Below are 25129 nucleotides of genomic sequence, written 5' to 3'. Positions count from 1 at the left end.
ACCCCATGAGCACTCCCGTCCCCAGCCAGGAGCTCGGCGCCTTCCTGCGCGCGCACCGCGAACTCCTCCAACCGGCCGACGTCGGGCTCGCCACGACCGCACGCCGCCGCACGCCGGGCCTGCGCCGGGAGGAGGTCGCCACGCTCTCGGGGGTCGGCCTGGCCTGGTACACCTGGCTGGAGCAGGGGCGGGTGACCGCCTCGCGCCAGGTGCTCGCCGCCGTCGCCCGGGCGCTCCGGCTCGACCCGGCGGCCGTGCGGCACGCCATGCGCCTGGCCGGCCACCACGAGCCCGGCGGACCGCCGCCCGAACGGCCCGGGGAGCTGGCACCCGTGGTGCAACCGGTGCTGGACGCCTGGCCGGCCAGCCCCGCGGTGCTGCTCGACCGCCACTTCGACGTCCTGGCGTGGAACACCGCGTGGGCGGCGCTGTGGGGAGCGCCGAGCGAGGTGCCGCGCGACCGCCGCAACCTGCTGTGGCTGATGGCGGCCGACGACCGGCTGCACCGGGTGCTGCCCGACTGGGTCCCGCTGGCGATGAACGTCTTCCAGCACTTCCGCGCGCAGGCCGGTCCCGCGCTCTCCGACGCCCGTACCGCTGAGCTCTACGGCGCGCTGGAACAGGACGTGCCGCAGCTGACCCACTGGTGGGGCTGCCACTCCGTGGCCGAACTCACCGCCCGCGCGGTCACCGCGCGCCCGCCCGGCGGCGGCGTGCTGAACCTGGCGCTGTCCTCGTTCCACCCGGTGGACGACCCCACCGCCCTGGTCCTGCTCTTCACCCCGCAGACCCCCGCCGACCGGGACCGTATGGCCGCGCTGGCGGACCGGTGGGAGGGCCCGGCGCCCGCCGGTCCACCCCGTGCCGCCCCCGCCGAAGCCCGGTCCCCGTCCGGCGCACCGGGCTAGCGCGCCGACCGCGTGGGTGCGCCGGGTGGCGGTCGTGGCGGTGGGACGTGGGGGTGTCCGTTCCGACCGCTGGGGGTGTGGTGGGACCGGGCGTTCGCGTTCGAGCCGACGGCCCGCGCAGTACGACCGGCTGGGCGGGCCCTGCCCGGCGGAGCCCCGGCGGTAGCCGTCCGCCCGGGCGCCGGTCTGCGCGGAGACGGCCCTCAGCGGCCGGCCCTGAGGTGCTCGTCCACCCGCCGGCCCAGCAGCACGAACAGCAGCACGAGCCCCACGGTCAGCAGGATGTGCCCGAACCCCGCGGCCAGCGGCACCACCTCGGCGATGTGGTCCTCGTCGCGCCCGAGCACGGTCAGGATGCCGTGCACCGCCATCATGCCGGTGGAGACGGCGATCCCGGCGTTGTAGAACCAGAAGAAGGCCGTGAAGAGCCGCGTGCCGGACAGGCCGAACAGCCTGTCCAGCGCGAGGACGATCAGGAAGCCGATCATGCCCAGAGCCAGGACGTGGGTGTGCACGAGGGCCAGCTGGGTGTCACCGGTGAAGTCCTCGGCCTTCGTGAACTCCCGGTAGAAGAGGCCTGACACGACCCCGACGATCATGTAGACGTGCGCGGCGTAGCAGGACTTGCGCATGGCGGGTCGGTCCCCCAGGTGTGCATGGCCGTACGGCCGGGAACCGCCGGCGGCGGCGTCGCCCGGCCGCGGCGGGTCCTCGACGAGGACGCGTCCCACCCTCCGCCAGGGCCGGGAAGTGAACAATCACCGGCTGCACATGGTCTGATAAGCCGGAGGTTATGGATGGCGTAGGGGGGAGCCGGGGTGGAACTGCGCGATATCGAGATCTTCCTGACGTTGGCGGAGGAACTGCACTTCGGCCGGACCGCGGACCGCCTGCACGTGTCGCCGGCCCGCGTCAGCCAGTCGATCGCCCAGCAGGAGCGCAGGATCGGCGCGCGGCTGTTCGCCCGCACCAGCCGCAGGGTCGAACTCACGCCCATCGGGGCACGGTTGCGCGAGGATCTCAGCGCGGGCTACCAGCAGATACTCGACGCCACCCGGACGGCGAGCGCCGCCGCCCGCGGCGAGGTGAGCACCCTCACCCTGGGCCTGTACGGGCCCCAGGCCCTGGATCTCGCGCACTTCGTCGACCTCTTCCGCACCCGCCACCCGGAGGTCCGGCTGCGCATCCAGGAGGTCTCCTTCACCGACCCGTTCGGCCCCCTGCGCGCCGGTACGGTGCAGGTGTCGACGGCCTGGCTCCCCGTCCGCGAGCCCGACCTCACCGTCGGCCCGCCGGTCGCCGCCGAACCGCTGCACCTCATGGTCGCCGCCGGCCACCCCCTCACCACCCGCGCCACCGTCGGCATGGAGGACCTCGCGGACTGGGCCCTGCCGCACATCGCGGCCCCCGTCCCCGAGTACTGGCAGCAGACCCTCTCCCCCACCCACACCCCCGCCGGCCGCCCCATCCGCCGCGGCCCCGCGGTCTCCACCTTCCAGGAGGTCGCCGCAGTGGTCGCCGCGGGCGAGGCCGTATGCCTCGTCCACGGCGACGCGGCCCGCTACTACCGCTGGCCCGGCCTGCGCTACCTCCCCCTCCACGACGCCCCGACCGGCACATGGGCCCTCATCTGGCCCACGGCCACGGAAACCGCCCTCATCCGTGCCCTGGTCCAAGCCGCCACCGACGCGGGGCCGCGCACGGCGTGAACCCGTAGGCCTTCTCCACCGCGATGCCCCCTGAGCTCTGCCGTGGCGACCGTGGGCAGGCTGCGCGAACACCGCGGCCAACCTCCGCCACCCTCCGGTCCGGTCACAGGCGACGTGGTCCGGTTCCGGCCTGTGCGCGCCCGTTGGCCCGCTACCCGCGGCTTCCTCCCGAGGCCGGCGACTGGTGGGCACTCCTCGGGGTCCGCCTGCCGTGGACCGTCATGGCAGGGTGCCTCCTTTCGGTGCTCCCGGTGAGCGGGTGGAGTCTTCTCGCGTGAAGAGGCGTCGGAGTGCCGGTCACAGCCACCCGCCGACCTGGCCCGCAGGCGCCGTCACCACCGGGCACGAGCACACCGCCGTCACCACGAACGCCGCGGACCCTCCCTCGCGCAACTGCCAGGCCCCGCGACAACGCGCCACTCACCGCCCACCGGCGGCGGATCCGGCCGGAGCTCCGTGCGCACCGGGCTCAGGCCACCCGTCGAGGGGGGTGCCCCGGCATATTTCGGTATGCACAAATTACGGGCGCCATAGGGGATGGGAGAGGTAAAGTGCGGCGGCCGGTCACTTCGACCGGCGCACCGGCGGCTCCCACCGCCCCTTCCGCAGCGGAGTGTTATGACCATGCGCAGGTCCCTCGCCATGCTCGCGGCGGCAGCTCTCGCCGCCTGCGGCGCCCAGTTCGGCATGGCGGCGGCGGCACATGCCGCCAGCCTGGACAGCTACGGCTTCGACGCCCCCTGGGGTGGCGGCAAGCAGCCGCAGACGCTGCCGCAGGACTACGACACCGGCCACTCCTTCCAGCTCGACCGCCAGGGCGTGCCGAGCGCCGCGGCGCCCGTGAACATCCTGCTGATGTACACACTCGGCGCCCCGAAGCTCGACGGCACCGACGTGCCGGACCTCCCGGCCGGCTTCACCTCCACCCTCGGCGAAGGCTCCTGCCTCCCGGCCGCCGCGGCTGCCACCGGCAGCGGCACGGCCGCGTTCCTCTGCGACATGGACGTCCTCGGCCAGGTGCCCTACGCGAGCTTCAGCGAGCACATAGGCGCCGACACGCCGGACGGCTCGGTCATCGGCGTCACGGCCACCATCGTCCCCCACAAGGACGACACGCTCGCGAAGATCCAGGGGGAGCAGCGGGCAGGCAGGCACTTCACCAGCACGACCGACCTCACCGCCGTCGAGTCCCAGGCCCGGGCGGCGCAGGACAGCGTGGACGTGCAGCCCACGGGGTTCGGCGCCGGGCAGACGGCCACCGAGAGCGTCGCCGTCCACGCGGCGGACAACGGTACGGTGGAACTGCACGCCTCGTCCGCGACGCCCGGGGTGGTGTGGACCGACCCGAACGCCTCGTGGAGCGACGGCAGTCAGAACATCTTCCTCCCGCCGGGGCTGAACGTCACCGCCGCTGCGGGTGACGGCGGCGCGCGGTGCACCCTGGTTCCGGTCGAATACCAGAACACCTACAACAACTACAGCGCGAACACCTCCACCCTGGCGAGCTGCACGGTCACCCCGCAGACCACCGCTGTCACCCTCACGTTCACCGCCGCTGCGGACCTGCCGCCGACCGCGGTCGAACTGACCGCGGACTACCACGTGTTCGACAACACCTGGGTTCCGTTCACCAGCTCCACAGGCGACTTCACCGTCGAGCCCGCGGTCTGACCGCCCTCCGGGCCACCCTTCCGCGGGCCGCCGGGGCACCTCCCCGCGGCCCGCGGTACGGCCGTGCCCCAGCGGCACCTGCGCCACCAACTGCCCGTTCCGGGCCGCCGGCGAGACAGGTCGGCGACCGGCGGCCGGGACGAGGCCGGCGAATTCCGAACAGGCCGCCTGTCCCCCCGACCGCACGACCCCAGGGGTCAATCCTCCGGGGCCGGTGGGTGTTCACCGGGAGAACATCGACAACGGTGGTGCGGGTGCACTGGGGCCGCTTCGCTACCCTCACCGGTATGCCGAAGGTACTGCGCGTCCTGGTGAGGGGTTTCTGGGCGGTCGACCGCTACCTGGGGGGCAACAAACCGCCCACCCGTTTCCAGCGCTTCGTCGGGCGCCATCCCCTGGCGCCGGCTGTCGCCCTCGGTGTGCTCGTCCTGGCGCTGGCCGTCGTGCCCCCTGGCACTCAGACCGTGGATGTCGAGGCGGGGTTCACCTTCGGCACTCTCCTCGGTCTGACGTACTACTTGACGGCGATTTACGAGCGGGCACGTCAGCGACGTCTGATTCGACAAGGCATCTGGGAGCCCACCCCGCCGTCCGCGAACCCTCCCGAGTCATAGCCGGACAAACTGCCAGGGGCATGCATGTCGGTGCCGGCGAGACCGGGCTGCTGCCTGCGGGTTTCCTATCGGGGGGAGGATGTGACGCCCCGCCCCGTCCCCGGGCACGGCGACAGCGCCGCACCCGGGGAGGGCAGTGCCGTGGGCGCGCCTGGTCCTCCGGGCCGGCCACCCCGGAGTCCGCGTGCCGGATCGGTTCCACAGCAGAGCTGTGCGCCTTGGGGACGGCGCCGCGCGACGCCGGCAGGTGCGGCAGGTGTCCCCCGTTCCGGCGCCGACACCGGGCTTCGGGGGCTGCCGTGGGCGACGGGCACGGCCTGTGGGACGCAGCGCCCGGTCCGAACAGGGTGGGCGTCACCCCTGTCACGCGCACCGTGGGCCGCGACGCTCCCCCGGCCGCGCCACGGCCGCCCTCCGACGTCGTGACGTGCCGTCAGGCTCGGAGGGGTTGCGGGGAGGTACCGCGGCACGCGCAACTCGTACTTTCCAGCTACAGAACGTATTGAGTCGAGTACATGGAGTGACATAGGGTGGCGGCGAATGCCCCCTGCTTGCATGGAGGATCCGTTGGCACGCTTCCGTACCCGCCTGGCCCTGCTCGGCTCCGCCGCAGCTCTCGCCGCAGGCGTTCTCGCCCCCGCGCAGTTCGCCGGAGCGCACCACGCCGCTGCGGCCGATGACTACCAGTGGGTGGCCCTGGGCGACTCCTACACCGCCGGGGTCATCCGGGCCGCGGGCAACGTTTTCGAGTTCCCGCGCGACGGCTGCGAGCGCACGGACCGGTCCTACCCGCAGGTCATCGACCGCGACCTCGGCGGCCTGTTCGAGCTGACCGACGTCAGCTGCGGCGCCGCCACCATCGCCGACGTCACCGACACCCCCCAGCACCCGATCGGCCGCCACCTGCCGCCCTACTCGGAGGACCCGGACTACCCCTTCCCCGCCGTGCCGCCCCAGTCCGAGGCGGTCGGCCCCGACACCGACATCATCACTGTCGGCGTGGGCGGAAACACCCTCGGCTTCGACGACTTCCTCACCAAGTGCGCGCAGCTGGGCGGCGAGAACGACGGCAAGGGCACGCCGTGCAAGGACGCCCTGGCCGCCGGTGTCCCGGCACGGCTCAGGACGGTCCGCCAGCAGTACGACCGGATGCTGACCGTGCTGCACGACCGCGCCCCGAAGGCGAAGATCCTGGCCGTCGGCTACCCCACGGTCATCCCTCACGACACCTCCAGGTGCACCTTCGGCGACCTCACACAGTTCGGCACGATCACCCGAGGCGACCTGGACTGGCTGCGCGCCGCCCTCGTCGAGCCTCTCGACAAGGCCATCCAGGACTCGGCGGGCACACAGGAAGCCGCCGGCTACGTCGATCTCTCCACCCCCTCCCAGCACCACAGCGTCTGCGACGACAGCAAGTGGGTCGAAGGCTTCGTCACCCTCCCCGACCAGCTGTCCTTCGTGCACCCCAACGCCCTCGGCCACCGCAACGCCGCCGACCACGTCGAAGAGGCCCTGCTCAACGCCATCGGCTGAACCGCCCCGCAAGGGCGGCCCAAAGGCTGGTCTGCGGACCGCGGGCGCGAGCGCGGGACGCGTCGAGGCGGCGCGCAGGGGCGGCTCACGTCGTGAGCCGGCCCTGCGCGCCGATCGGGTGGGGCACGCCACGCGGTGGTGGTCCGGCGGGGGTGCCGGACCACCACCGCGGTGGGAGCGTCACTTCATGGTGGCCAGCGCGGTGTCGACGCCCGCGAGGGGCGAGCCGAGGCCGGTGACGGTGTCGTAGCCGGGACCGGCGGTGCACTCGGTCCCGCACGCCCCGTTCGAGCCGGAGGTGACGTCGTTGAGCTTGCCGCCGAGGGCGTAGACGTCGGCGTGGGCGGTGTCGCCGTCGGGGCCGGCGGCCGCCAGGTGATGCTTGCCGGCGGTGGCGCGCAACTGGTCCGCCGCGGTGAGCAGCGCTCCCCACGCCGGGGCCGACAGGCTGGTGCCGCCGACCTGGTACCAGGCCGCGGTGCCGCCGGCGGTGGTGTAGACGGCGACGCCGGTGCTGGGGTCGGCGACGAAGCTGACGTCCGGGGTGGCCCGGAAGGCCGAGTCCTGCACGCCGTCCTGGTAGGCCGGGCGCTTCTCGAAGTAGCTCAGACCTCCGCCGGTGGAGGACCAGGCGGTCTCGCCCAGGGTGGTCCCGTCGGCGTCGAGTCGGAGGCTGGTGCCCCCGATGGCCAGGGCGTAGGGATTGGTGCTGGAGTACCCGGACGGGTGGCCCGCGTCGCCGGTGGACTGGGTGCACACCGCGTCGGTGAGCTTGCAGTGGCCGTCGTAGAAGGACTCCTCGGAGAACTCCGTCATGCCCCAGCTGTTGCTGACCACGGCCGGGTGCAGCGCGGCGGCCTTGTCGACGGCCCGGTAGAGGCCGGCGGCAGAGGCGTCGGCCGCCTCGACCAGCACGATCTTCGCGTGCGGGGCGACGGCGTGCGCCCACTCGATGTCGAGCGCCTCCTCCTCCTGCCAGCCGGCGTCGGCCGGCGGCCGGGTCCCGTCCGCGTAGACCTGCTGGAAGTCGAAGCAGTCCGTGCCGGCCGGGACGCTGTCGCAGGTGGACGGCAGGCCGAAGTGCCCGGCGAAGTGGTTCAGGTCGGAGGCGGCGGCCGGGTAGTCGTAGGCGTCGACGATCGCGAGCGTCTGGCCGCTGCCGTCACCGGTCAGGCCCAGTCGCGCCCGGATCTGCTGGGGGGTGTAGCCCCGGGTCGTCTCGGTCGTGTCGTCCGGGGAGACCTCGACGGACGACCTGATCTTCAGCGACGGGGTGACGATCCCCCGCGGCAGCTGCGGGTTCCTGATCGCGGTCGCCGCCGCGCTCGCGGTGGACGGCGGCTTCGGTGCGCTCCTGGGAGCCGCCTTCGCGGAAGTCGCCGCGGTGTCGGAGACCTGCTGGACGGTCACGCCGTGCGGAAAGCTGTCGGGCGCGAGCATGTTGGCACCGTAGGCACCGACGTTCTGGTTGAGGTCGTAGGCGGCCCAGTCGAAGGGCAGGCCGGCCAGTTCGGTACCGGCGCCGGCGCGGGCCGGCGAGAGGGGTGTGACCGTGCCGGCGAACTGGGAGAACGCCTCGCTGGTGGCGTAGACGAAGTCGCTCGACCGGGGGAAGGGCTGGGCGTACTGCTCCAGCCCGCCGGTCCCTGCGACGAAGGTCTCCGTGCCGCTCGTGGTGGTGGCGAAGGCGGCCTGCTGCACGTTCGCCATCGTGTGCACGTCGTAGGGGGCGCCGCCGTCGGCCGGGTGGACCGTCACCTCGAAGGCGTGCAGTTCGACCAGGCCGTAGCGCTTCGAGGCGGCGAAGCCCTGGAACGTGCTGGAACCGACGGAGTCGCGCTCGGACACGACCCTGCCGGTCGCTCCGTCCACGATCTGCACGCGGTGCCTGCCCGTGGCCGGCTGGTCGCCGCCGAAGGCGAAGGCGACGCCCTTGCCGCCGGCGCCGGGAACGGCCTCGCCGGCGAAGACACCGGCCTGCTGCTCGATCCAGGCGGCCGAATCACCGGACGGCCGCTCGGCCCACAGCTGCGTACCGGCGGCGGAGTCCAGAGCGACGGCGGTCGGCGCCGGGTCGCTCGCACCGGTGCCGAACCCGGAGCGGGTGCCGCCGTACTCCAGGTAGAGGTGGCCCTGCCCGTCCGTGGCGGGGACGGAGTAGACGACCTGCTTGCCGGTGGTGCCGGCCGGACGGTAGGTCCAGCGCACCGCGCCGTCGGCGGTATAGGCGCCGACGCTCCTGGCACCGGTGGCGACGATCTCACCGCTCGCGACGGTCACCCCGTACTGGAAGGAGCCGGTGTTCACGTCGGCCGTGACCCGACCGGTGCGCGGGTCGAGCACCGCGAAGCCGTGCGACGTGGCGGCGACCAGGCGCGTGGCCGTCACACCCTTGCGGTCGGCGACCTGCGCGAGCCGGATCTGGTGGACCGCCGCGCTGACGGGCGCGGTCCACAGGACGCCCGGGGTCGCGCTCTTCAGGTCCCGGCCGTCCAGGGCGAAGACGCCGTGGCTCTGGCCGCCGACGACGAGGTCCTCGACCCCGTCGCCGTTCACATCGGTGGCGGCGGCACCGTAGCTGTCGGTCAGCAGCGGCAGCTGCGTGGCCGAGCCGTGCTGCGCGTCGACCGACCATGCGGTCAGGTCGTAGCCGACGGTCAGCAGACGCCCCTGGTAGGGCGTCACCTGGTCGCCGACGACGTCGCCCTCCCGGTGCCACATCACACCGCCGTCCCGCGCGTCGAACGCGACCAGCTGGGCGTGGTAGAGGCCCTCGGGCCGCTCCGCGGAGACCGGGGCGGCGTCCGCGACCGCCGCGACGACCTGACCGTGCCCGGTCGGGTCGAACTGCAGCGACAGGGTGGGGGCGTCGGGGCCGCCGACGGTACTGGCGGTCTGGTGGCTCCACACGGTCCTGCCGTGCTCGTCCCATCCCGAGACCGTGCTCTGCCCGTCGGCCAGGGTCACCGGGTCGATGCCGAGTTCGGCGACGGCGTAGCGGGCCTGGCCGCCGTGCGCCTGCTGGTCGACCAGGAACGCCTCGGGGATGGTGCCGTCACGGGAGGCGAGCACCGAGCGGGCGCCGCTGCGGGCGTCGATCGCGGTGAGGTCCCAGCGCACCGCGTCGAACGGGTCGTTCTGCTCGGCGACCAGCACCCGGTCCGATCCGGGGTCCTGATGAACGATCCGCGGGTAACCCGGCGTCCTGGTGTCGACGCCGACCCGGCCGGTGGCCGCGTCGAGCACCAGCACATGGCCTGCCGGCGGCCGCGGGCTTCCCAGACCCAGGGGCGTGTCGGTCCAGCCGGCCGTGATCCGCCCGCCGCTGAGCGGCTCGACGTCCGTCCAGTCGGCCCACGGCGCGTGGGTGTTGTAGGTCCAGTCGGTGTGCCCGGTCAGGCCCGCGCCGCTGCCGGTGAAGGAGTAGGCGGTCAGCGAGCTGCGGCTGTCGCCCTGCTCGGCGACGGGGTTCTCGTCCCAGGCGGGTCCGGTGCGCTCGGCGACGACCAGCCGGCCGTCCTGCGCGAGCATCGAACCGACGCTGCCCGGCACGAGTGTGTGCCACAGCATCCGGCCGGTTCGGCCGTCCAGCACGCTGAGGAACGTGCCGGACTGCAGGCTGGAGCCGGGAGCGGTGAAGGTGCGCGCCGGGCTCTCCCCGACCGAGTAGGCGACGGCGACGTCCGCGACGCCGTCTCCGTCGAAGTCTGCCTGTGCGTAGGGGTGCGTGCCGATCGAGGAGGGCTGGTACGGGTCGTAGCCCTCGTACAGGACCGGGGTGTACTCCTCGGTCTGGAAGGAGACCCTCGGCTTCACCTGCCAGTCGGTGTAGAGCGAGTGGGCGGTGCGCTGCCACACCGGAGCACCGTGCGCGTCGTACCGGGCCACCGAACCGCCGCTGAAGACGGCGACCCAGTCCCGGGTGCCGTTCAGGGCGAGGGTGGAGGCGGCGCCCCGCGCGGTCTGCCAGGTCGTCTGCTCGTCGATGGACGTCGACGCGGCTGCGGACGGCGCGGTGCCGGACTGCGACGTCGCCGGCGGTGTCGCGGCCGGGTCCGGGGAGGCGGTGCTTCCTGCGGCGGCTGCGGCGACGAGGCCGGGGGTGCCGTCGCTGCGCGGGGTGAAGCGGGCGCTGAGCGCGGCCAGCCGCCCGGCGTTCAGGCGTACGACGTGGTCGGCGGGTTGCGCGTGGACGGCGGGTGCTGCGAGCAGCGCGGCCGCCGTGCCCAGGACAGCGGCGAGCGCGCCGGCCCTGAGGGCTTTGGCTCGGGATCTCATCGAGGGGTCCGTCACTCCTTGTCACCACGAAGGGGGGAGGTCGTAGGCTTTCAGCTCCGCCGGGCGGCAGGGAGTGGTTCAGGTGGCCACCTGCGGCCATCGGCCACTGGTGGCCACGCCGTCGTGGCGGCAGGAATCGGCCAGGCCCGGCCGAACCATCCGAGAAAGGGTGCTCCGAGGTGCTGGAATCGATCGGCCTGGACACGTACGCGGAGCAGGCGTACCAGCTCCTGCTGCGTCAGGACGCGCTGAGCGCGGGTGCCTTGGGCGAACTCCTCGGCCTGTCGCCGACGCGCGCGCGACTGGCACTCGACGCCCTGGTGGCGTCGGGACTGGCCACGTGCCGTTCGGGGCGGCCCGCCCTGTATTCCCCCGTCGATCCGAGGACCGGGCTGGCCTCGCTCGTCCGCGCCCGGCAGGCGGAACTGGAACGCGTCTTCTCCACGCTGGAGTTGTACGCGGCCGAGTTCCACGAGCGGCGCCTGCGGGCCGACCCGCGTCTGCTCGTCGAAGTGATCGAGGGGCCCGCCCAGATCGCCCAGCGGGTGAAGGAGCTCCTGGCCGGCGCGGAGCACGAGGTCATGGCGTTCGACACACCGCCCTATGTCACCGCGGCCGGCACCACCTCCGACGCGGAGGCCCTGCTGCTGGCCCGCGGCGTCACCGTTCGGGCCGCCTACGCCGTCGAGGCGCTCGACGTCCCCGGGTACTCCGAGGCCCTGCACGCCACTGTCGCGTCGGGCGAACAGGCCCGCGTCCTGCCCCGGGTCCCGATGAAGATGATCGTGGTCGACCGGCGCGAGGCGATCCTCCCTCTGACCGGGAACGAGGAAGGCATGCGCAGCACGGCCGCGTTCGTGCGGCAGTCCGGCCTCACCGACGCCCTGGTCGAGCTGTTCGAGGCCCACTGGGCACAGGCCACACCGATCTTTTCCGGCGACAGCCCGCAGCAGCCGCCGCATCCGGAGATCTCCGACGAGGAGCGCGCCCTGCTGCAACTCCTCAACGCCGGGATGAAGGACGAGGCGATCGCCCGCCAACTCGGCCTGAGCCAGCGCACCTACCGGCGGCGTGTCACCGACCTGATGCGGCGCCTGGGCGCCACCAGCCGCTTCCAGGCCGGCACCCAGGCCATGCGCAGGGGCTGGCTGTGAGCCCGTCTCCGGCCGTGCGCCCCCGCCGGACCGGCCACCGCCCGCCGTCAGGGCACCCGGCAGACCCCGTCCCCTGACCCGCAGGCACCCGGAGGCTGCCGTGCCGGGGCGTCACCAGGCCTCCGACTCCTCCGCCGCCGCGGGCACCGCCTGTGGACCGGTTCGCCCCCGCACCCGCGTGGCCAGCAGCGGGAGCAGCAGGACCGACAGCATCGCGGCTCCGACCAGGGAGGCAGCCGTTTCCGAACGGATGATCTTCTGGTCCACCCCGATGGTGGTGATCGCGGCGACCAGGGGCAGGCACGTGGCGGCGTACAGAGCGAGGGCGTGCCGGTCGCCGGTACGGAGGTCGCGGGGCGCGAGCAGGTGGACCGGTCCCCCGCGCAGCACCAGGAACAGCGCGAGGAAGCCCGGCACCATCGCCAGCGCGCCGGCGTCGTGCAGCAGGGCGTGCAGGTCGAAGCCGATGCCGGTGTCCACGTAGAAGAGCGGGACGAGGAAGCCAAAGCCCAGGCCCTCGACCCTGCCGAACACCTCCTCCCGGCTGCCGGGTGCGGTGCCCTGCAGGACCAGGCGGGTCAGGACGCCGGCGGCGAACGCGCCGAGCAGCACGTCCAGCCCGAAGGAGGACGCGAGCGCCAGCATGCCGGCGAGCACGAGCATCACGAAGCGCACCGCGAACTGGCCGCTGGTGTGCAGGGTCTGGTCGACCAGCCGGGAGAACCACGGGCGCCTGGGCCGCAGCGCCCACAGGACGGCGGCCGCGGTGACGGCGGCGAAGACGATCAGCAGCGCCGCCGCCTGCCCGGGCCTGCGTCCGCTGAGCAGCAGCGCGACAGCGACGACCGGGCCGAACTCCCCGACCGCCCCGAAGGCGGACACCACCGCGCCGAACCGGCCGCCGAGGTCACCGCCGTCCTTGAGGATCGGCAGGACGGTGCCGAGCGCCGTGCTGGTCATCGCGGTCCCGATCACGAAGGCCTGGAACGGGTGCCCGCCGCTGACCCCGAACGCCACCGCGATCGCGACCGCGAGCGAGGCCAGCCACGCCGTGCCCGCCCGCCGCAAGGTGGGGCCTCGGACCGACGCGAAGTCGATCTCGTAGCCGGCGAGGAAGATGAGCATGGAAAGGCCCAGGTCCGACAAAGTGTCGATGGTCCGGTCGCGGTGGGCCCAGCCCAGCACGTCGGGCCCGAGGAGGATACCCAGGGCGATCTCGAAGACAACCAGCGGCACGCGTACGCGTCGGGCCGCGGTGTCGGCCAGCAGCGGCGCGAGCACCGCGGCGGCCATGATCAGGACGAGAGTGCCGGGGTGCGACACGGACGCGCCGCCGGTCAGCCCCGGTCCGGCACGGCCTGCGTGAGGAGCCAGAGCCGTACGGGGACGCGGGACACGAGCCGGGTCGCGGCGTCACCACCGCGAGGACCGGATCCGGTGACTGCCGGAGGGAACGGGTGTGCGCGCCGGGGCGGCCCCGGCCGGCGGACCGCACGTCGCGCGCGCCGCCGCGCGGACGGGTGCCGGGACCACCCGGTGCGCGGCAGTGGCCGACACCCGCGCAGTTCGGGCTCGCTGCTGCGGCGCACGGTGCTCTCCCTGCCTTGCGCGGGCGGTGGACGGCGCCGGCCAAGGGCCTCTGCCGCCACGGGGCGTTGCTGCCCAGCTTCGACCGCACCGTGCGCGGAGGCGAGCGGGGCGGGGCCGCCCGGGGGAATCCGGCGGTTTGACGTGCAGGAATGACCCGTGCATGATTCCACTACTTGAGTAATGGAATGGGGGGTTGCGGCGGTGACGTTCGCCTTCCGGATCGACCGGCGCAGCGGGGTCGCCAGCTATCTGCAGATCGTCCAGCAGGTGCAGCAGGCGCTCCGGCTGGGCCTGCTGGCACCGGGCGACCGGCTGCCCACCGCGAAGGCGGTGGTCGAGGCGACCGCGCTGAACCCCAACACCGTGCTCAAGGCCTACCGCGAGCTGGAGTCCCAGGGCCTGGTCGAGTCCCGGCGCAGGCACGGGACCTTCGTGACCGGCACGCTCGGCGCCTCCGCGGCCTCGGCCGCCCGTTCGCCCGTACGGGAAGAGCTGGCCGCGGCGGTCGCCCACGCCCGCGCGGCCGGTCTCGAACGCGACGACGTCGCCGCGCTCCTCACCACCGTGCTCGACGATCTCTACCCCCGGAAAGAACCCGATGTTGTCCTCCCCGAGCAGCACTGACGCCGCCCTCACCCTGCGCGGCGTCACCAGGCGGCACCGGCGCTCCGGCCCGGACGTCCTGGCCGGCTGCACCTTCAGCCTCCCCGCCGGGGCCGTCTGTGCCCTCGTCGGCCCGAACGGCGCCGGTAAGACCACCCTGCTGGAACTGGCCGCCGGCCTGCAGCGGCCCACCACGGGCGAGGTCGAGGTCTTCGGCGGGCCCGCCGCCGCCGGCCACCCGCGGGTCGCGTACCTGGCCCAGGACCGCCCCCTCCACCCGCGGCTCACCGTCGCCCAGACCCTGCGCTACGGCGCCCGCGCCAACCCCGCCGGGTGGGACGCGGAGCTGGCGGCGCGCGCCGGGACCGGCCGCTTCCGCCGGCGCGACCGGATCCGCGACCTGTCCGGCGGCCAGCGCACCCGGATCGCCCTGGCCCTGGCGCTGGGCAAGGGCGCCGACCTGCTGCTGCTCGACGAGCCGATGGCCGACCTCGACCCGCTCGCCCGCCAGGAGCTGATGGGCGTGCTCCTTGCGCACGCGGCCGAGACGGGCGCCACCGTGGTGATGTCCTCGCACATCGTCTCCGAGCTGGCCGACGCCTGCGACCATCTGCTGCTGCTCGACGCCGGGCGGGCCCGGCTCGCCGGCGGCATCGACGACCTCCTGTCCGCTCACGCCGTAGTGACCGTCCCCGGCGGCACCGACCCGCTGGCCGGCCACACCGTCGTCGAGACCCGGCCCGCCGGGCGCGGCACCAGCGCCCTCGTCCGCCCGGCCGGTCCGCTGCCCGCCGGCTGGGAGGTCCGGACTCCGTCGCTGGAGGAACTGGTCCTCGCCCACCTCGCCCTCCCCACCGCGCCGGACGGCCGGCCCGCCGTTCCCGACCTCACCCTCACCCCGCAGCCGGACGTCACCCTGCGCAAGGACCGCCCCGGGAGCAAGGAGCACGCCGCATGACCGCCACCACCGCCAGCGCCCGGCCCCCGGCCGGACCGCGCACAGCGCTGTGGAACCGGCTCCCGCTCACCCGGATCGTCGCCCGGCAGCTGCGCCTGCCCGCCCTGCTGCTGCTCCTGTCCGCGCTCCCCACCGCCGCGGTGCTCGTCGCCCGCGACCGGCAGTGGTCGGACGCCGAGGACACCCGCGCGCGCTTCGGCGACTACGCCTACCACTTCGCACGCCACCCCTACGACGCCCACACCATGACCGAGCGGCTGCTCGCGGACGGGACGCGGATCGCCCTCCTGCCGGCCCTCCTCGCCGCCGCGCTCGCCGCCGTCGTCACCGCCCGGGAGTGGGAAACGCGCCGCTTCGCCCTCACCCTCAGCCAGTCGGTCGCCCCGGCCCGCTGGTTCACCGCCCGCTGGACGGGCCTGGCGGTGCTGCTGGGCGGGCTGCTGCTCCCGCTGGTCGTGCTCTACCGGCTGAACGTCCGGCACGCCGTGCACGGCGACCTGCTGACCCACGGCATCGACCGGCAGACCGCGTGCCTCACGATCGGCCCCGTCACCGTCGCCTACCTGCTGCTCGGCATCGCCGCCGGTGCGCTGGCCGGCATGCTGCTGCGCCGCGCCCTGCCCGCCGCCGTCGCCGCCCCGGCACTGACCTGGCTGCTGGCCGCACTGCTGGTACGCTCCCGGGCCACGCTGCTGCTGGACTTCCCGGCCTGGTCGAAGGTCCACGGCTTCCACCCGGGGGGCGTCCTGGGGCTCCAGTTCTACGGCGCCCTCCCGCAGGACTCCTATCTGACCGGCGCGCTGGACACCGGCGACTACTGGCCCTACCAGCTCGCCGAGACCGCCCTCGTCCTGGCACTCGCCGCCCTGACGGTGCTGGCCGCGCTGCGGCTCCTGCACCGCCGCGTCGCCCACCCCGCGCCGAAGCGCCCCTGAGCTGCCGCCGGGGCAGCGGACAAAGGGAGCGTCACCGGGCCGCCGCGTCACCGGCGCCGCCCCGGCCGCAGCCCCCGCTCCCGGCCGCTGCTCGGCGCCACCGGCACGGGGCAAGGTAGCGGGCGCCAGGGGCTTCGTGCGGTCCAGCGGGTGGCGCACGGGGGCCGGTCCGGGTGGAGCCTTCCTGCCCGGCTCGGCTACGGCTGGTACTTCGGCTGGAAGGGCCACGGCGGGTAGCCCTCGTAGCAGGTGCCGTCCGGCTGAACGACCGGCGACTGCATCCCGGCGCGGTAGACGACGGTGAACAGCACGACGGCGGCGAGAGGCAGCAGCCACTGGACACACCGCACGGCAGGCGCGGGGAGCGCGACAGCCCACAAGAGGAGCTGGGTCAGCAGCATCGCCGCTGTCATCACCACCCAGACCACCGGCATCGTCCCCATCACGAGTCCGATGCCGTTGGAGGCGGAGACACCGAGCGGGCAGTCGGCCCAGGCCCGTTCGGTCAGCACGGTGCCGGTGTACGTGCCCGCGGCAGCGAACAACGGGGCCCGGGCCAGTAGTTGCCAGGGTGGGAGGGTGACGCGCGGCTGCCGGCCGCTACCGAAGGAGCGGGGCGGCCAGAACGGCACGGGCGGCCACGCGGGCGGAGGCGGGAAAGCGGGCGGCAAGGGCTCCACGACGAGGATCACGCACGTCCCGCCCGAGCGGTTCCGGTGCCGTCCGGATCGACCGTCCGCTGCTGGACGGGTACCCGCCGGCGGTGGTCCCCCTGCCCGGTTGCGCCTCCGCCGCCGGCGGTGCGCCCCGGCAGCCGTGGGCGGCCACGCCTTCGCCGAGTTCCCCGCGTCCCGCCCGGACCGGGACCTCACGACGCGCCCGCGCGGCGCGAACGCGGATGACCGGTGCCGAGGGACCGTGGCGGTCTGCCGCCGGCGTGGGACCGCACGCTCCGTTCGGGCGCAAGGGAACGGCTCTCACCCGCGGTCGTCGCGCTCGCGTCCGAAGCTCGTCTCCGGTGGCGGATCCCACGCGAGTCCTTCCTGCTCCAGGCTGTCGAGGATCCACTTCCGGCCGTTCCGTCCTGCGACCGCCCAGGTGTATGCCATCGAAGGGTGGCGCTTCCGGCGGAGGCCCCACCGCTGCGGTCGTGCGCCTGCTCCCGCCAGGTTGTGCACGAGATCGGCGAGCCAGGCGATGCAGGCGACGTAGTCATCGCCCATCCACGCGTGGAAGGGCTTTCGGCGCCGGGCCATGGCGCGGATCTGGATCACCGCCAGGTAGGTCAGGAACCTGGCTGCCTCGTCATCGTCCGTCGCTCTCATGGTGCACCCCCCGTCCTCTCGTGTCCGCAGCAGAGTACGACGGCCTGGAGCGGACCGGTGCGGTCCGTCGGCGTCCTCACCTGCGCCAGGCGCGGTGCCCCGCGCCTGGCACAGCGGCCGCGTGTCCGAGGAATGCTGACACGCACTCGGTTCAGCGGCAGGCGGTCAGGCCCTGGCGTGGCTGCGGACGGCGGTGACGACGGCGACGACGGCTCCCGCGGTCAGGGCCGAGGCGAAACCGATCATGGACGGTCGCAGGGCGGCGTGCTGGATGACCAGGCTGAAGGTCACCGAGGGCAGGCCCATGCCGAGGTAGGCGATGACGAAGAACATCGCGAGGACCCCGGCCCGGGACGCCGGTGCGGCGGCCGTTGCCGCCTGGGTGACGGCTCCCTTGAACAGCAGGCCGGATCCCGCGCCCGCGAACCCGGCGGCCACGAGCGCGAGCGACAGTGAGGGGTGGTAGAGGGAGACCGTGGTGAATGCGAGGCCCGCCGGGAACAGCGCCGTGCCGGTGGCCAGCAGCCTGGGCTGGGAGAGCCTGCCCAGGGCGAGCTGGGCCACGGCGGATGCGGCGAACGCCGTGAACACCTCCACGCCTGCGACGAAGGTGGAGCTGATGTGCAGCTGGCCGCGGACGATGATCGCGCCGAGCGAGGAGAACAGCCCCATCACGGCGAAGGCGAAGAAGCCGACGGCCGCGGCGCCGCCGAAGGAGGCGCCGTACCCGGGACGGAGGGCGAAGCGGACCGGCGGCTCCGTGCGTGCCGCCGCTGTGGTGTCGACGGTCTCGGGGCTCGCCAGGATCGCCAGCAAGAGCACCGCCATGACGGCCGCGACGACGATGTACGACGTCCGCAGCGGTGAGGGGGCCCACTCGGCGAGGCCGCCTGCGACGAGCGGTCCGAGGGCCAGGCCGCCGAGGTTCGCCGCGGTGGCGACGGTCGCGGGTGTGGACGAGCCGGTGCTGCCGGGCCACGCCTGGTGGTACAGGTCGCTGAGGTAGGCGGTGGAGGTGGAGGCCATGAGGCCGATCGCGACCCCGGTGAGCAGCCGCCCGGCGATCAGCCCGGGCAGGGCGGGCCACAGTGCCATCAGGACGGCGCCCCCCATGGCGACGGCCAGGGCGGGCACGATGACGCGCCGTCGGCCGACCCTGTCGGACAGGTGGCCGAGCGTGGTGAAGGCGAAGGCCGCGCCCACCACCATCACGGCGAAGGCCAGGGTCACCGTGGTCGCGCCGAAGTGGTCGTGGACCTGGTAGAGCGGCCACAGGGGCGTGGGGACGGTGCCGAATGCCATCAGAGCGGTGTACGCGGAGGCCGCGAACCAGAACCCGGTCGCGTGTGTGGCGTGCGGGCGGCCGCCGGCGGCGTGCCGGGCGTGGAGTGCGCCGGCCGTCTCGGGGGTTGCGGTGGAACTCATGTGACGTCGCCTTTCACCGTCGGGAGGCCGGGCTGAACGTCCCGGCGTGGGCGACAACCCGCACGGCCTGAGGCTCCTTACCAGCTCTGTCAGAGCTGGATCGGATATCTCTCATCTCCTGCGGAGATAACCAGGGGCCGGCGCAGGGACGGAGCCGCGTCATCCGCGGTACCCGCGTCACCTCGTCGGGCCGACGGCTCTCCGGGGTGTGCTGCGTGCCGGCTCAGGCGTGGGATGCGGTGAGCCGGCCCAGCCATGTGACGGCCGTGCGTAGGTCCCGCTGTGCTCCCCGGAGATCCTGCGGACCTCGTCGGCGGTGTCGCGGGCCCGGTCCGTCCGGTCATGTGGTCCGACGCGTCCCAGAGCCCACGGTTGTCGCGGACATCGGTGACCGTGGGAGGACGGGCGCGTTCCGGCCGAACGGTCAGATGCCCGGGTACCGGCTGGTGGTCAGCTCCCAGAAGGCGCGGGCCGCGGCGGACATCGGACGATCGGCCTGTCTGATCAGCGACACCACGAACTGCGGGAAGGGGACCACCGGGATGAGGCGTACGTCCCGGGCCGTCCCGAGCAGGGACGGGGTGAGAAACGCCAGGCCGAAACCGGCCCGGACCAGTTCGCTGACCACCACGATGTCGGCGATCTCGACCGCGACCTCCCGGTCGAGGCCGTGGGCGGCGAACAGCTGGTCGACGCTGCGCCGGGTCCCCCAGCCCGGGGGGAAGTCGACGAACCGTTCACCGGCCAGCTCGGCAAGGCGGATCCGCCGTCGCGACGCCAGCCGGTGGCCGGGAGGGCAGGCCAGACTCAGCGGCTCGGCCACCAGCGGCCTCACCTCGAGCCCGGCCGGGTAGCCGGCGGGCATTGCCGCGAAGGCGAGGTCCAGCCGGCCGCTTCCGACCGCGTCGGCCAGTTCCACCGACCCGTTGGCGTTGGCGGCGCGCGGCTCGATCCGTACCCCGGGTCGATCCTGGTGGTAGCGAGTCAGCAGCCCGGCCAGGTCGACCACGGCGAGCGAGTGCATGATGCCCAGGCGGAGCGTGCCGCGGATGCCGCCGACCGTCGCGGCGACGGCGTCGCGGGCGGCCTCGGCCGCCTGCAGGGTCCGCCGGGCCTCGGTGACCAGCGCATGGCCGGCATCGGTCAGCTCGACGTGATGGGTGGACCGGTCGATCAGCTGGGCGCCCAGCTCGCGTTCGAGTGTGCGTACCGACGCCGACAGCGCCGACTGCACGATGTGTACGCGGCCCGCGGCCCGGGTGAAGCTGAGTTCCTCGGCGACGGCGAGGAAGTGCTCGAGGTGGCGAAGCTCCACGGCTTCCTCCCGTCTCCGCCCTGACGATGACGATCTTCGTCGCCGTTCGCCCGACACGATAACCGGACGCGGCCGGCTCCGGAACGCAGGCCCCACGAGCGCATAGGCGTCACCAGAACCGCCGCACCCGCCCCGGACCAGGGCTCCGCCTCACCCGTGCTCACGAGGGAGTGCCTGGAACCACCCGCGGCCCGGCGCCCACGCCCCCACCGGCAAGCGCGGCTCGATCGAAGCGCCAGCCGTGGACCTGGTCAGGAGCCGATCTCGACGTGGAGTTCCACCTCGACCGGGCTGTCCAGGGGGAGCACGGCGACGCCGACGGCGGAGCGGGCACGGATCCCGGCCGGTCCGAACAGCTCGTGCAGGAAGGCCGATGCGCCGTTGATCACCTTGCCGGGCGCGGAAGGCCTTCTGCGCCCGGGCGGCCGGACCCGCGGGGCCGGCGCCGGCCTCCACCCCGGCCGAGGGCGGTCCCGGCCGGGGAGCGAGGTCCGGACGGCAGCGGCACGAGCGCCCCGGCGGGGCGGACGAACAGCGGCCGGTCGAGGGTCAGACGGTCATCGGGGTCCGGCGGTTGAGGGGGTGCCGGCACGGCGCCGGGCCGCCATGCGCCGGGCCGGCACAGGTGGGCTTCTGACGAGTTCGGCGGCGGCGAGGATGAGGTCCGCCACCGCTGCGGGCTCGGACACCGGAAGGGCGTGGGAGGCGCCGGGAAGCTCGACGCTGCGGCGGGAGCCGGCGCGCTCGGCCATGAAGCGGTGGGCCTCCACGGGGATGTTGTGGTCCAGGCCGGGATAGATGAACCAGGACGGGACGGTCTTCCACGCCGGCTCACCGGAGGGCTCGTTGAGCGCGGTGGTGTTCAGCGGGCGCTGGGTGGCGGCGGCCAGAGCGGCGTGCTCGGCGGTGACGTCCGCGGTGAACTGCTGGTGGAACGCGTCCTGGCGGATGTACAGGTCGGCGGTTCCGTCGGCGAGCGGGACCTGGTTCAGGGTGTCGCCGAGGGTGCTGCCGGGGAACTTGCCGGACAGGTCGAAGATGCTCTCGCCCCGCTCCGGGGCGAACGCCGCGACGAAGACGAGCGCCTTAACGTGGTCGTGGCCGACGGCGGCGTTGGAGGCGACCGCGCCGCCGTAGGAATGTCCGACGAGCACGACCGGGCCGTCGATGCCGGACAGGACGGCGGAGAGGACGGCGGCGTCGCCGCTGAGGCTGCGCAGCGGGTTCGGGGCCGCGATCACCGGGTGCCCGGCGGAACGCAGCTTCCCGATCACGCCGTTCCAGCTCGACGACTCGGCGAACGCGCCGTGGACGAGGACGATCGTGGGTTTCATGACAACGTGCTCCTGCAATGAGAAAAAGGGCCGGTTCTCAGGCGCTGAGGAAGTCGATCAGGGCGGCGTTGACCTCGGCTGCGTGGGTGAGCAGCAGCCCGTGCGGGGCGCCGTCGATCTCGACGTATCGCGCGTCGGGCAGGCGGCGGCGGAACTCGCGGGCCGTGGCGTCGATCGGCAGGATGCGGTCGGCGGTCCCGTGCAGGATCAGCGACGGCACGTCGATGCGCTCCACGTCGGCCCGGAAGTCCGTCAGCCATGCCGGGACGCACGCGTACGCGGCCACGGGCGCCGAGCCGGCGGCGGTGACCCAGTTCGCCCGCACCGCGGCCTCGCTGAGCCGCGACCCGAGCGTCTCGTCGGTGTTGAAGAAGTCGACGAAGAAGCTCTCGTACCAGGCGTGGCGGTCGACCTGCGCCTGCTCGGCTATCTTGTCGAAGACGCTCTGCGGCACACCGGCGGGGTTGTCCGGCGTCTGCAGCAGGAACGGCTGGAGCGAACCGAGGAACGCCGCCTTCGCCACCCGCTGCGAGCCGTAGACGCCGAGGTAGCGGGCGACCTCGCCCGAACCCATCGAGAACCCGACCAGAACCACGTCACGCAGGTCCAGCTGCGTCAGCACGGCGTCCAGGTCGGCGGCGAAGGTGTCGTAGTCGTAGCCCGTCATGGTCCTGCTCGACCGGCCGAAGCCACGGCGGTCGTAGGTGATGACACGGTAGCCGGCCCTGACCAGCGCATCGGTCTGCTTCTCCCACGACTGCCCGTCCAGCGGATAGCCGTGGATCAGGACGACCGGCTGCCCACAGCCGTGGTCCTCGTAGTACAGCTCGATACCGGTCGAGCCCTCGGCGCCGACGGTGACGCTTCCCATGGTGTGCCTTCCCGCCCCGTCCACCGTGTGCGCACCGGGCATGGCACAAACCTAGGAATCAAACGGGCTGCACCGCGTCCGTCGGCCTACGTCTCCGCCGTACGTCACGACACCGCGCCTTCGGGGTACGTCACCGTGCCCCCCAGCACCCCGACAAGCTCCCCACGGGACGCCACGCCCAGTTTGGGGAACATCCGCTGGAGATGAGTGCTCACCGTCCTGGGCGAGACGTACAGCCGCTCCCCGATCTCCCGGTTCGTCAGACCCTGCGCGGCAAGCTGAGCGACGTGCAGCTCGGTCGAGGTCAACCGGTCCACCGCAGCCGGATCCTGGCGCGGCGACGACGCGCCCGCAGCGCGCAACTCCTGCCGCGCCCGCTCCGCCCACGCCGACGCGCCGAGCGCGTCGAAGATCTCGCGCGCGGCCTGCAGGACGACGCGGGACTCCGCGGGACGCCGGTGACGCCGCAGCCACTCGCCCAGGGCGAGGCGCGCCCGCGCCCGCTCGAACGGCCAGTCCGTGGGGACGGCGTCGAGGGCCGCCCTGTAGAGCGGCTCGGCGTCGTCCTGCGGGCTCAGCAGGGCCCGGCCCAGTCGCAACCCGCAGAGCAGGGCGGGCGAAGAAGTCGTCTCCCCGAGCGGGGTCAGCTCCCGCACGACCTCGCGTGCCACCTCGGCGGATTCGCTGCGCACCGCCGCCTCGACCAGCTCCGCGACCGCGTAGAAGCGCAGCCAGGGGTGGAAGGCGGGGTCAGCCGGGTCGAAGGCGCGGTGCAGGTGGCCGAAGGCGTCGCCGTAGCGCCCCTGGCAGAGCGCCGCCTGCCCGCGGGCCATCTGGACGATGGCCAGCACCGGCCGCCCTCCGCTCGGAAGGGCCGCGCGCTCGGCCTCCGCCGCCCACGCCTCCGCCGCCGGGTCGCCGCTGACGGCGGCCAGCTGCGCGCGGATGGCATTCACCATCGCGTGCACGAGAGGCTGGCTGGTCTCGCGGGCCAGGGACGAGGCCTCCTCCGCGGCGAGGAAACCAGCGCGTACGTCGCCCAGCCGCGCGGCGCTCCCCGCCTGGACGCAGAGGGCGCGGGCCAGCATCGACAGCCTGCCCTGCGCCCGCAGGGGGTCCAGCGACCTCGCCGTCAGACGGCTTGCCAGGGCGGGAGCGCCCACCGTCACGGCGGCGCCCCCCAGGAGCTGGTCCCCCTCCGCGTTCTCGGACGAGCGCTCCAGCTGATCCGCCAGGCCTTCCATGACCGCTCCCCCGCGCTCGACCGGCGCCGAGTACGCCCGCAGAGCGACCAGGTCGGCGTTGCCGGCGTGCACGGGCATCCGGTCGGCGGCAGCGGCGACGCGCTCACGGGCAGCCGCCCCCGGCTCTCCCCAGAAGCACTGCAGGACCGCGCCCCACAGCATGCGCAGCCCCAGTACCGGCTCGCCTCCGGCGGCGATCTCGACCGCAAGCTCGGCCAGCTCGGCGGTCGCGGCGCCCTCGCCCCGCGTCCCCTCGGCCAGAGCGATGCTGACCCAGGCCGCGCGGCCCCGGTCCCGGACCGAAAGGTCCAGTGAGCGCGCCTGGGCCAGCAGATGCGCCGCGACGTCTCCTTGGCCGGACTCCAGCGCGAGTTCCGCCGCCCGGAGCAGCCGGTCTGCCCGCGCGGACGGGTCCTCCGTCAGCTCCGCCGCCCGCATCAGCGCGGCAAGGGCCGCGGCGACACCGCCTCGCCGCAGGGCTCTGCCGGCCGTGGAGTCCAGATCCCGTGCTGCCCGTTCGTCGGGACCAGCGGTGGCGGCGGCACGGTGCCACGCCTGCCGATCGGGCTGCCTCTGGAGCCCGGCGGCCAGAGCGGCGTGTGCGGCCTGTCGTTCCGCGGCGGTGGCGGCGTGGTCCATCGCCGAGCGGACGAGCGGGTGCCGGAAGGCGAGCCCCTGGGCCTCTACCAGACCCGCGTCGACCGCTGCCTCGAAAGCGGTGACGTCGACCGCCGTCCCGAGCATCCGGGTCGCTGCGGCGAGGCACTCGTCCAGCGTTCCGTCACCGTTGAGGGCCGAGAGGAGCAGGACCGCACGGGTGTCGGCCGGAAGGCGGGACACCCGTGCCGTGAAGGTCCGCTCCAGCCGCGCGGTCAGCGGCAGCGGGCCCGGGTTGAGCGCGTACGCCCCGCCGACCGACCGCAGCGCGACCGGCAGCTCGGTCAGCGCCAGCGGATTCCCGGCGGCCTCCTCCAGCAGCCGCCGTCTGACCTGCTGTCCCAGGCCGGGGGCCACCGCGTCCAGCACCTCGCCCGACGCCTCGTCCGTCAGCGGGCCGAGGTGCAGCACCGGCAGGCCGGCGCTGCTGAGGCGGTCGTCAGGGCGCCGGGTGACGGCGACCAGGACGATTGGGTCGGACTCGATCCGCCGCGCCACGAACCCGAGCACATCGAGGCTGGCGCGGTCCATCCAGTGGGCGTCCTCGACGACCACCAGCAGCGGCTCCTTGGCTGCCGCGTCCGTCAGCAGCGTCAGCGCGGCCAGGCCGACGAGGTACAGATCGGGGACGGCCTCGTCGACGAGCCCGACGGCTGCGAGCAGCGCGGTGCGCTGACGCTCCGGCACGTCGTCGATCCCGTCCCGCAGCTGGTGCACCAGCTGGTGCAGGCCGGCGCAGGGCAGGTCCTCCTCCGACTGGACCCCCACGGCAGTGACCACACGGGTCCCGCCGCGCGCCGCCGCGGCCGCGGCCTCCGTGACCAGCGCCGACTTGCCGATCCCCGGCTCGCCGATGATCACCGTCGCGCCGCCGGACCCGGCGGCCCCCTGCTCGACCAGGGCGGCCAGCGCGCGACGCTCCGTCTCACGGCCCAGCAGCGCCCGCCGTTGCATGCCCCACTCCGTTTCTCTGTGCCTTCCCCGCACCCGAAGGCTCCACGT

At 73.8% G+C, this 25129-nt stretch carries 19 protein-coding genes and 1 pseudogene; 9 read left to right on the top strand and 11 right to left on the bottom strand.

All coding sequences use genetic code 11. The features are described from left to right. Positions 1-5: 5 nt before the first annotated feature. Complete coding sequence (locus tag ACH4SE_RS18265) at positions 6-908, top strand: helix-turn-helix domain-containing protein (protein ID WP_398544413.1); 903 nt, start codon at positions 6-8, stop codon at positions 906-908. 203 nt (positions 909-1111) lie between these two features. Here the strand turns inward: ACH4SE_RS18265 and ACH4SE_RS18260 are convergent, their stop codons facing one another. Then, complete coding sequence (locus ACH4SE_RS18260) at positions 1112-1540, bottom strand: DUF2871 domain-containing protein (RefSeq protein WP_398544412.1); 429 nt, start codon at positions 1538-1540, stop codon at positions 1112-1114. 186 nt (positions 1541-1726) lie between these two features. Between ACH4SE_RS18260 and ACH4SE_RS18255 the strand changes: the two genes are divergently transcribed. From ACH4SE_RS18255 to ACH4SE_RS18240, 4 genes are all read left to right on the top strand, one after another. Continuing rightward, a complete protein-coding gene (locus tag ACH4SE_RS18255) occupies positions 1727-2617 on the top strand; it encodes a LysR family transcriptional regulator (RefSeq protein ID WP_398544411.1) in 891 nt (296 codons plus the stop codon). Positions 2618-3241: 624 nt separating this feature from the next. After that, a complete protein-coding gene (locus ACH4SE_RS18250; RefSeq protein WP_398544410.1) occupies positions 3242-4288 on the top strand; it encodes a hypothetical protein in 1047 nt (348 codons plus the stop codon). 287 nt (positions 4289-4575) lie between these two features. After that, on the top strand, positions 4576-4902 hold the full coding sequence (locus tag ACH4SE_RS18245; RefSeq protein WP_398544409.1) for a hypothetical protein: 327 nt from the start codon (positions 4576-4578) through the stop codon (positions 4900-4902). A 567-nt stretch (positions 4903-5469) separates the two neighbouring features. Then, entirely contained in the window at positions 5470-6438 is a 969-nt protein-coding gene (locus ACH4SE_RS18240; RefSeq protein WP_398544408.1) for an SGNH/GDSL hydrolase family protein, read from the top strand. A gap of 180 nt (positions 6439-6618) precedes the next feature. On the opposite strand, the gene ACH4SE_RS18235 is transcribed toward ACH4SE_RS18240, so the two are convergent. Beyond that, a complete protein-coding gene (locus ACH4SE_RS18235; RefSeq protein ID WP_398544407.1) occupies positions 6619-10716 on the bottom strand; it encodes a hypothetical protein in 4098 nt (1365 codons plus the stop codon). Positions 10717-10895: 179 nt separating this feature from the next. Here ACH4SE_RS18235 and ACH4SE_RS18230 point away from each other — a divergent pair, with 179 nt between their 5' ends. Beyond that, a complete protein-coding gene (locus ACH4SE_RS18230) occupies positions 10896-11870 on the top strand; it encodes a helix-turn-helix domain-containing protein (RefSeq protein ID WP_398544406.1) in 975 nt (324 codons plus the stop codon). A 111-nt stretch (positions 11871-11981) separates the two neighbouring features. Here ACH4SE_RS18230 and ACH4SE_RS18225 read toward each other — a convergent pair whose 3' ends face one another. Next, complete coding sequence (locus tag ACH4SE_RS18225) at positions 11982-13193, bottom strand: cation:proton antiporter (RefSeq protein WP_398544405.1); 1212 nt, start codon at positions 13191-13193, stop codon at positions 11982-11984. A gap of 447 nt (positions 13194-13640) precedes the next feature. Here ACH4SE_RS18225 and ACH4SE_RS18220 point away from each other — a divergent pair, with 447 nt between their 5' ends. Genes ACH4SE_RS18220 through ACH4SE_RS18210 form a run of 3 tightly spaced genes read left to right on the top strand, consistent with a single transcriptional unit; the run spans position 13641 to position 15956 of the window. After that, the gene (locus ACH4SE_RS18220; protein ID WP_398544404.1) at positions 13641-14084 is read left to right on the top strand and encodes a GntR family transcriptional regulator; all 444 of its coding nucleotides are present in this window, start codon (positions 13641-13643) and stop codon (positions 14082-14084) included. Continuing rightward, entirely contained in the window at positions 14059-15021 is a 963-nt protein-coding gene (locus tag ACH4SE_RS18215; RefSeq protein WP_398544403.1) for an ABC transporter ATP-binding protein, read from the top strand. Before ACH4SE_RS18220 ends, ACH4SE_RS18215 begins: the two co-directional genes overlap by 26 nt. Beyond that, a complete protein-coding gene (locus tag ACH4SE_RS18210; protein ID WP_398544402.1) occupies positions 15018-15956 on the top strand; it encodes a hypothetical protein in 939 nt (312 codons plus the stop codon). The genes ACH4SE_RS18215 and ACH4SE_RS18210 overlap by 4 nt, the downstream gene beginning before the upstream one ends. 197 nt (positions 15957-16153) lie before the next feature. Here ACH4SE_RS18210 and ACH4SE_RS18205 read toward each other — a convergent pair whose 3' ends face one another. The 8 genes and pseudogenes from ACH4SE_RS18205 to ACH4SE_RS18170 all read right to left on the bottom strand — a co-directional run bounded on the left by ACH4SE_RS18205 (position 16154) and on the right by ACH4SE_RS18170 (position 25081). Then, on the bottom strand, positions 16154-16468 hold the full coding sequence (locus tag ACH4SE_RS18205) for a hypothetical protein (protein WP_398544401.1): 315 nt from the start codon (positions 16466-16468) through the stop codon (positions 16154-16156). A gap of 465 nt (positions 16469-16933) precedes the next feature. Beyond that, entirely contained in the window at positions 16934-17281 is a 348-nt protein-coding gene (locus tag ACH4SE_RS18200; protein WP_398544400.1) for a hypothetical protein, read from the bottom strand. Between the two features lie 165 nt (positions 17282-17446). Then, complete coding sequence (locus ACH4SE_RS18195) at positions 17447-18706, bottom strand: MFS transporter (RefSeq protein ID WP_398544399.1); 1260 nt, start codon at positions 18704-18706, stop codon at positions 17447-17449. 424 nt (positions 18707-19130) lie between these two features. After that, positions 19131-20021, bottom strand: a complete 891-nt coding sequence (locus ACH4SE_RS18190) for a LysR family transcriptional regulator (RefSeq protein ID WP_398544398.1) — start codon at positions 20019-20021, stop codon at positions 19131-19133. Positions 20022-20272: 251 nt separating this feature from the next. Then, a pseudogene (locus tag ACH4SE_RS18185) lies at positions 20273-20419 on the bottom strand (RidA family protein); the annotation flags it as partial. 159 nt (positions 20420-20578) lie between these two features. Then, on the bottom strand, positions 20579-21355 hold the full coding sequence (locus tag ACH4SE_RS18180; protein ID WP_398544397.1) for an alpha/beta fold hydrolase: 777 nt from the start codon (positions 21353-21355) through the stop codon (positions 20579-20581). Between the two features lie 37 nt (positions 21356-21392). Next, on the bottom strand, positions 21393-22226 hold the full coding sequence (locus ACH4SE_RS18175) for an alpha/beta fold hydrolase (RefSeq protein WP_398544560.1): 834 nt from the start codon (positions 22224-22226) through the stop codon (positions 21393-21395). Positions 22227-22330: 104 nt separating this feature from the next. Then, positions 22331-25081, bottom strand: coding sequence for an ATP-binding protein (locus tag ACH4SE_RS18170; RefSeq protein WP_398544396.1), 2751 nt, complete (start codon positions 25079-25081; stop codon positions 22331-22333). Between the last annotated feature and the right edge of the window lie 48 nt (positions 25082-25129).

Source organism: Streptomyces sp. NPDC020983, from assembly GCF_044333485.1.
In the GTDB taxonomy this organism is placed as follows: Bacteria; Actinomycetota; Actinomycetes; order Streptomycetales; family Streptomycetaceae; genus Actinacidiphila.
The sequence above is the reverse complement of the archived record's forward strand: the minus strand, read 5'-3'. Positions and strand labels throughout refer to the sequence as shown.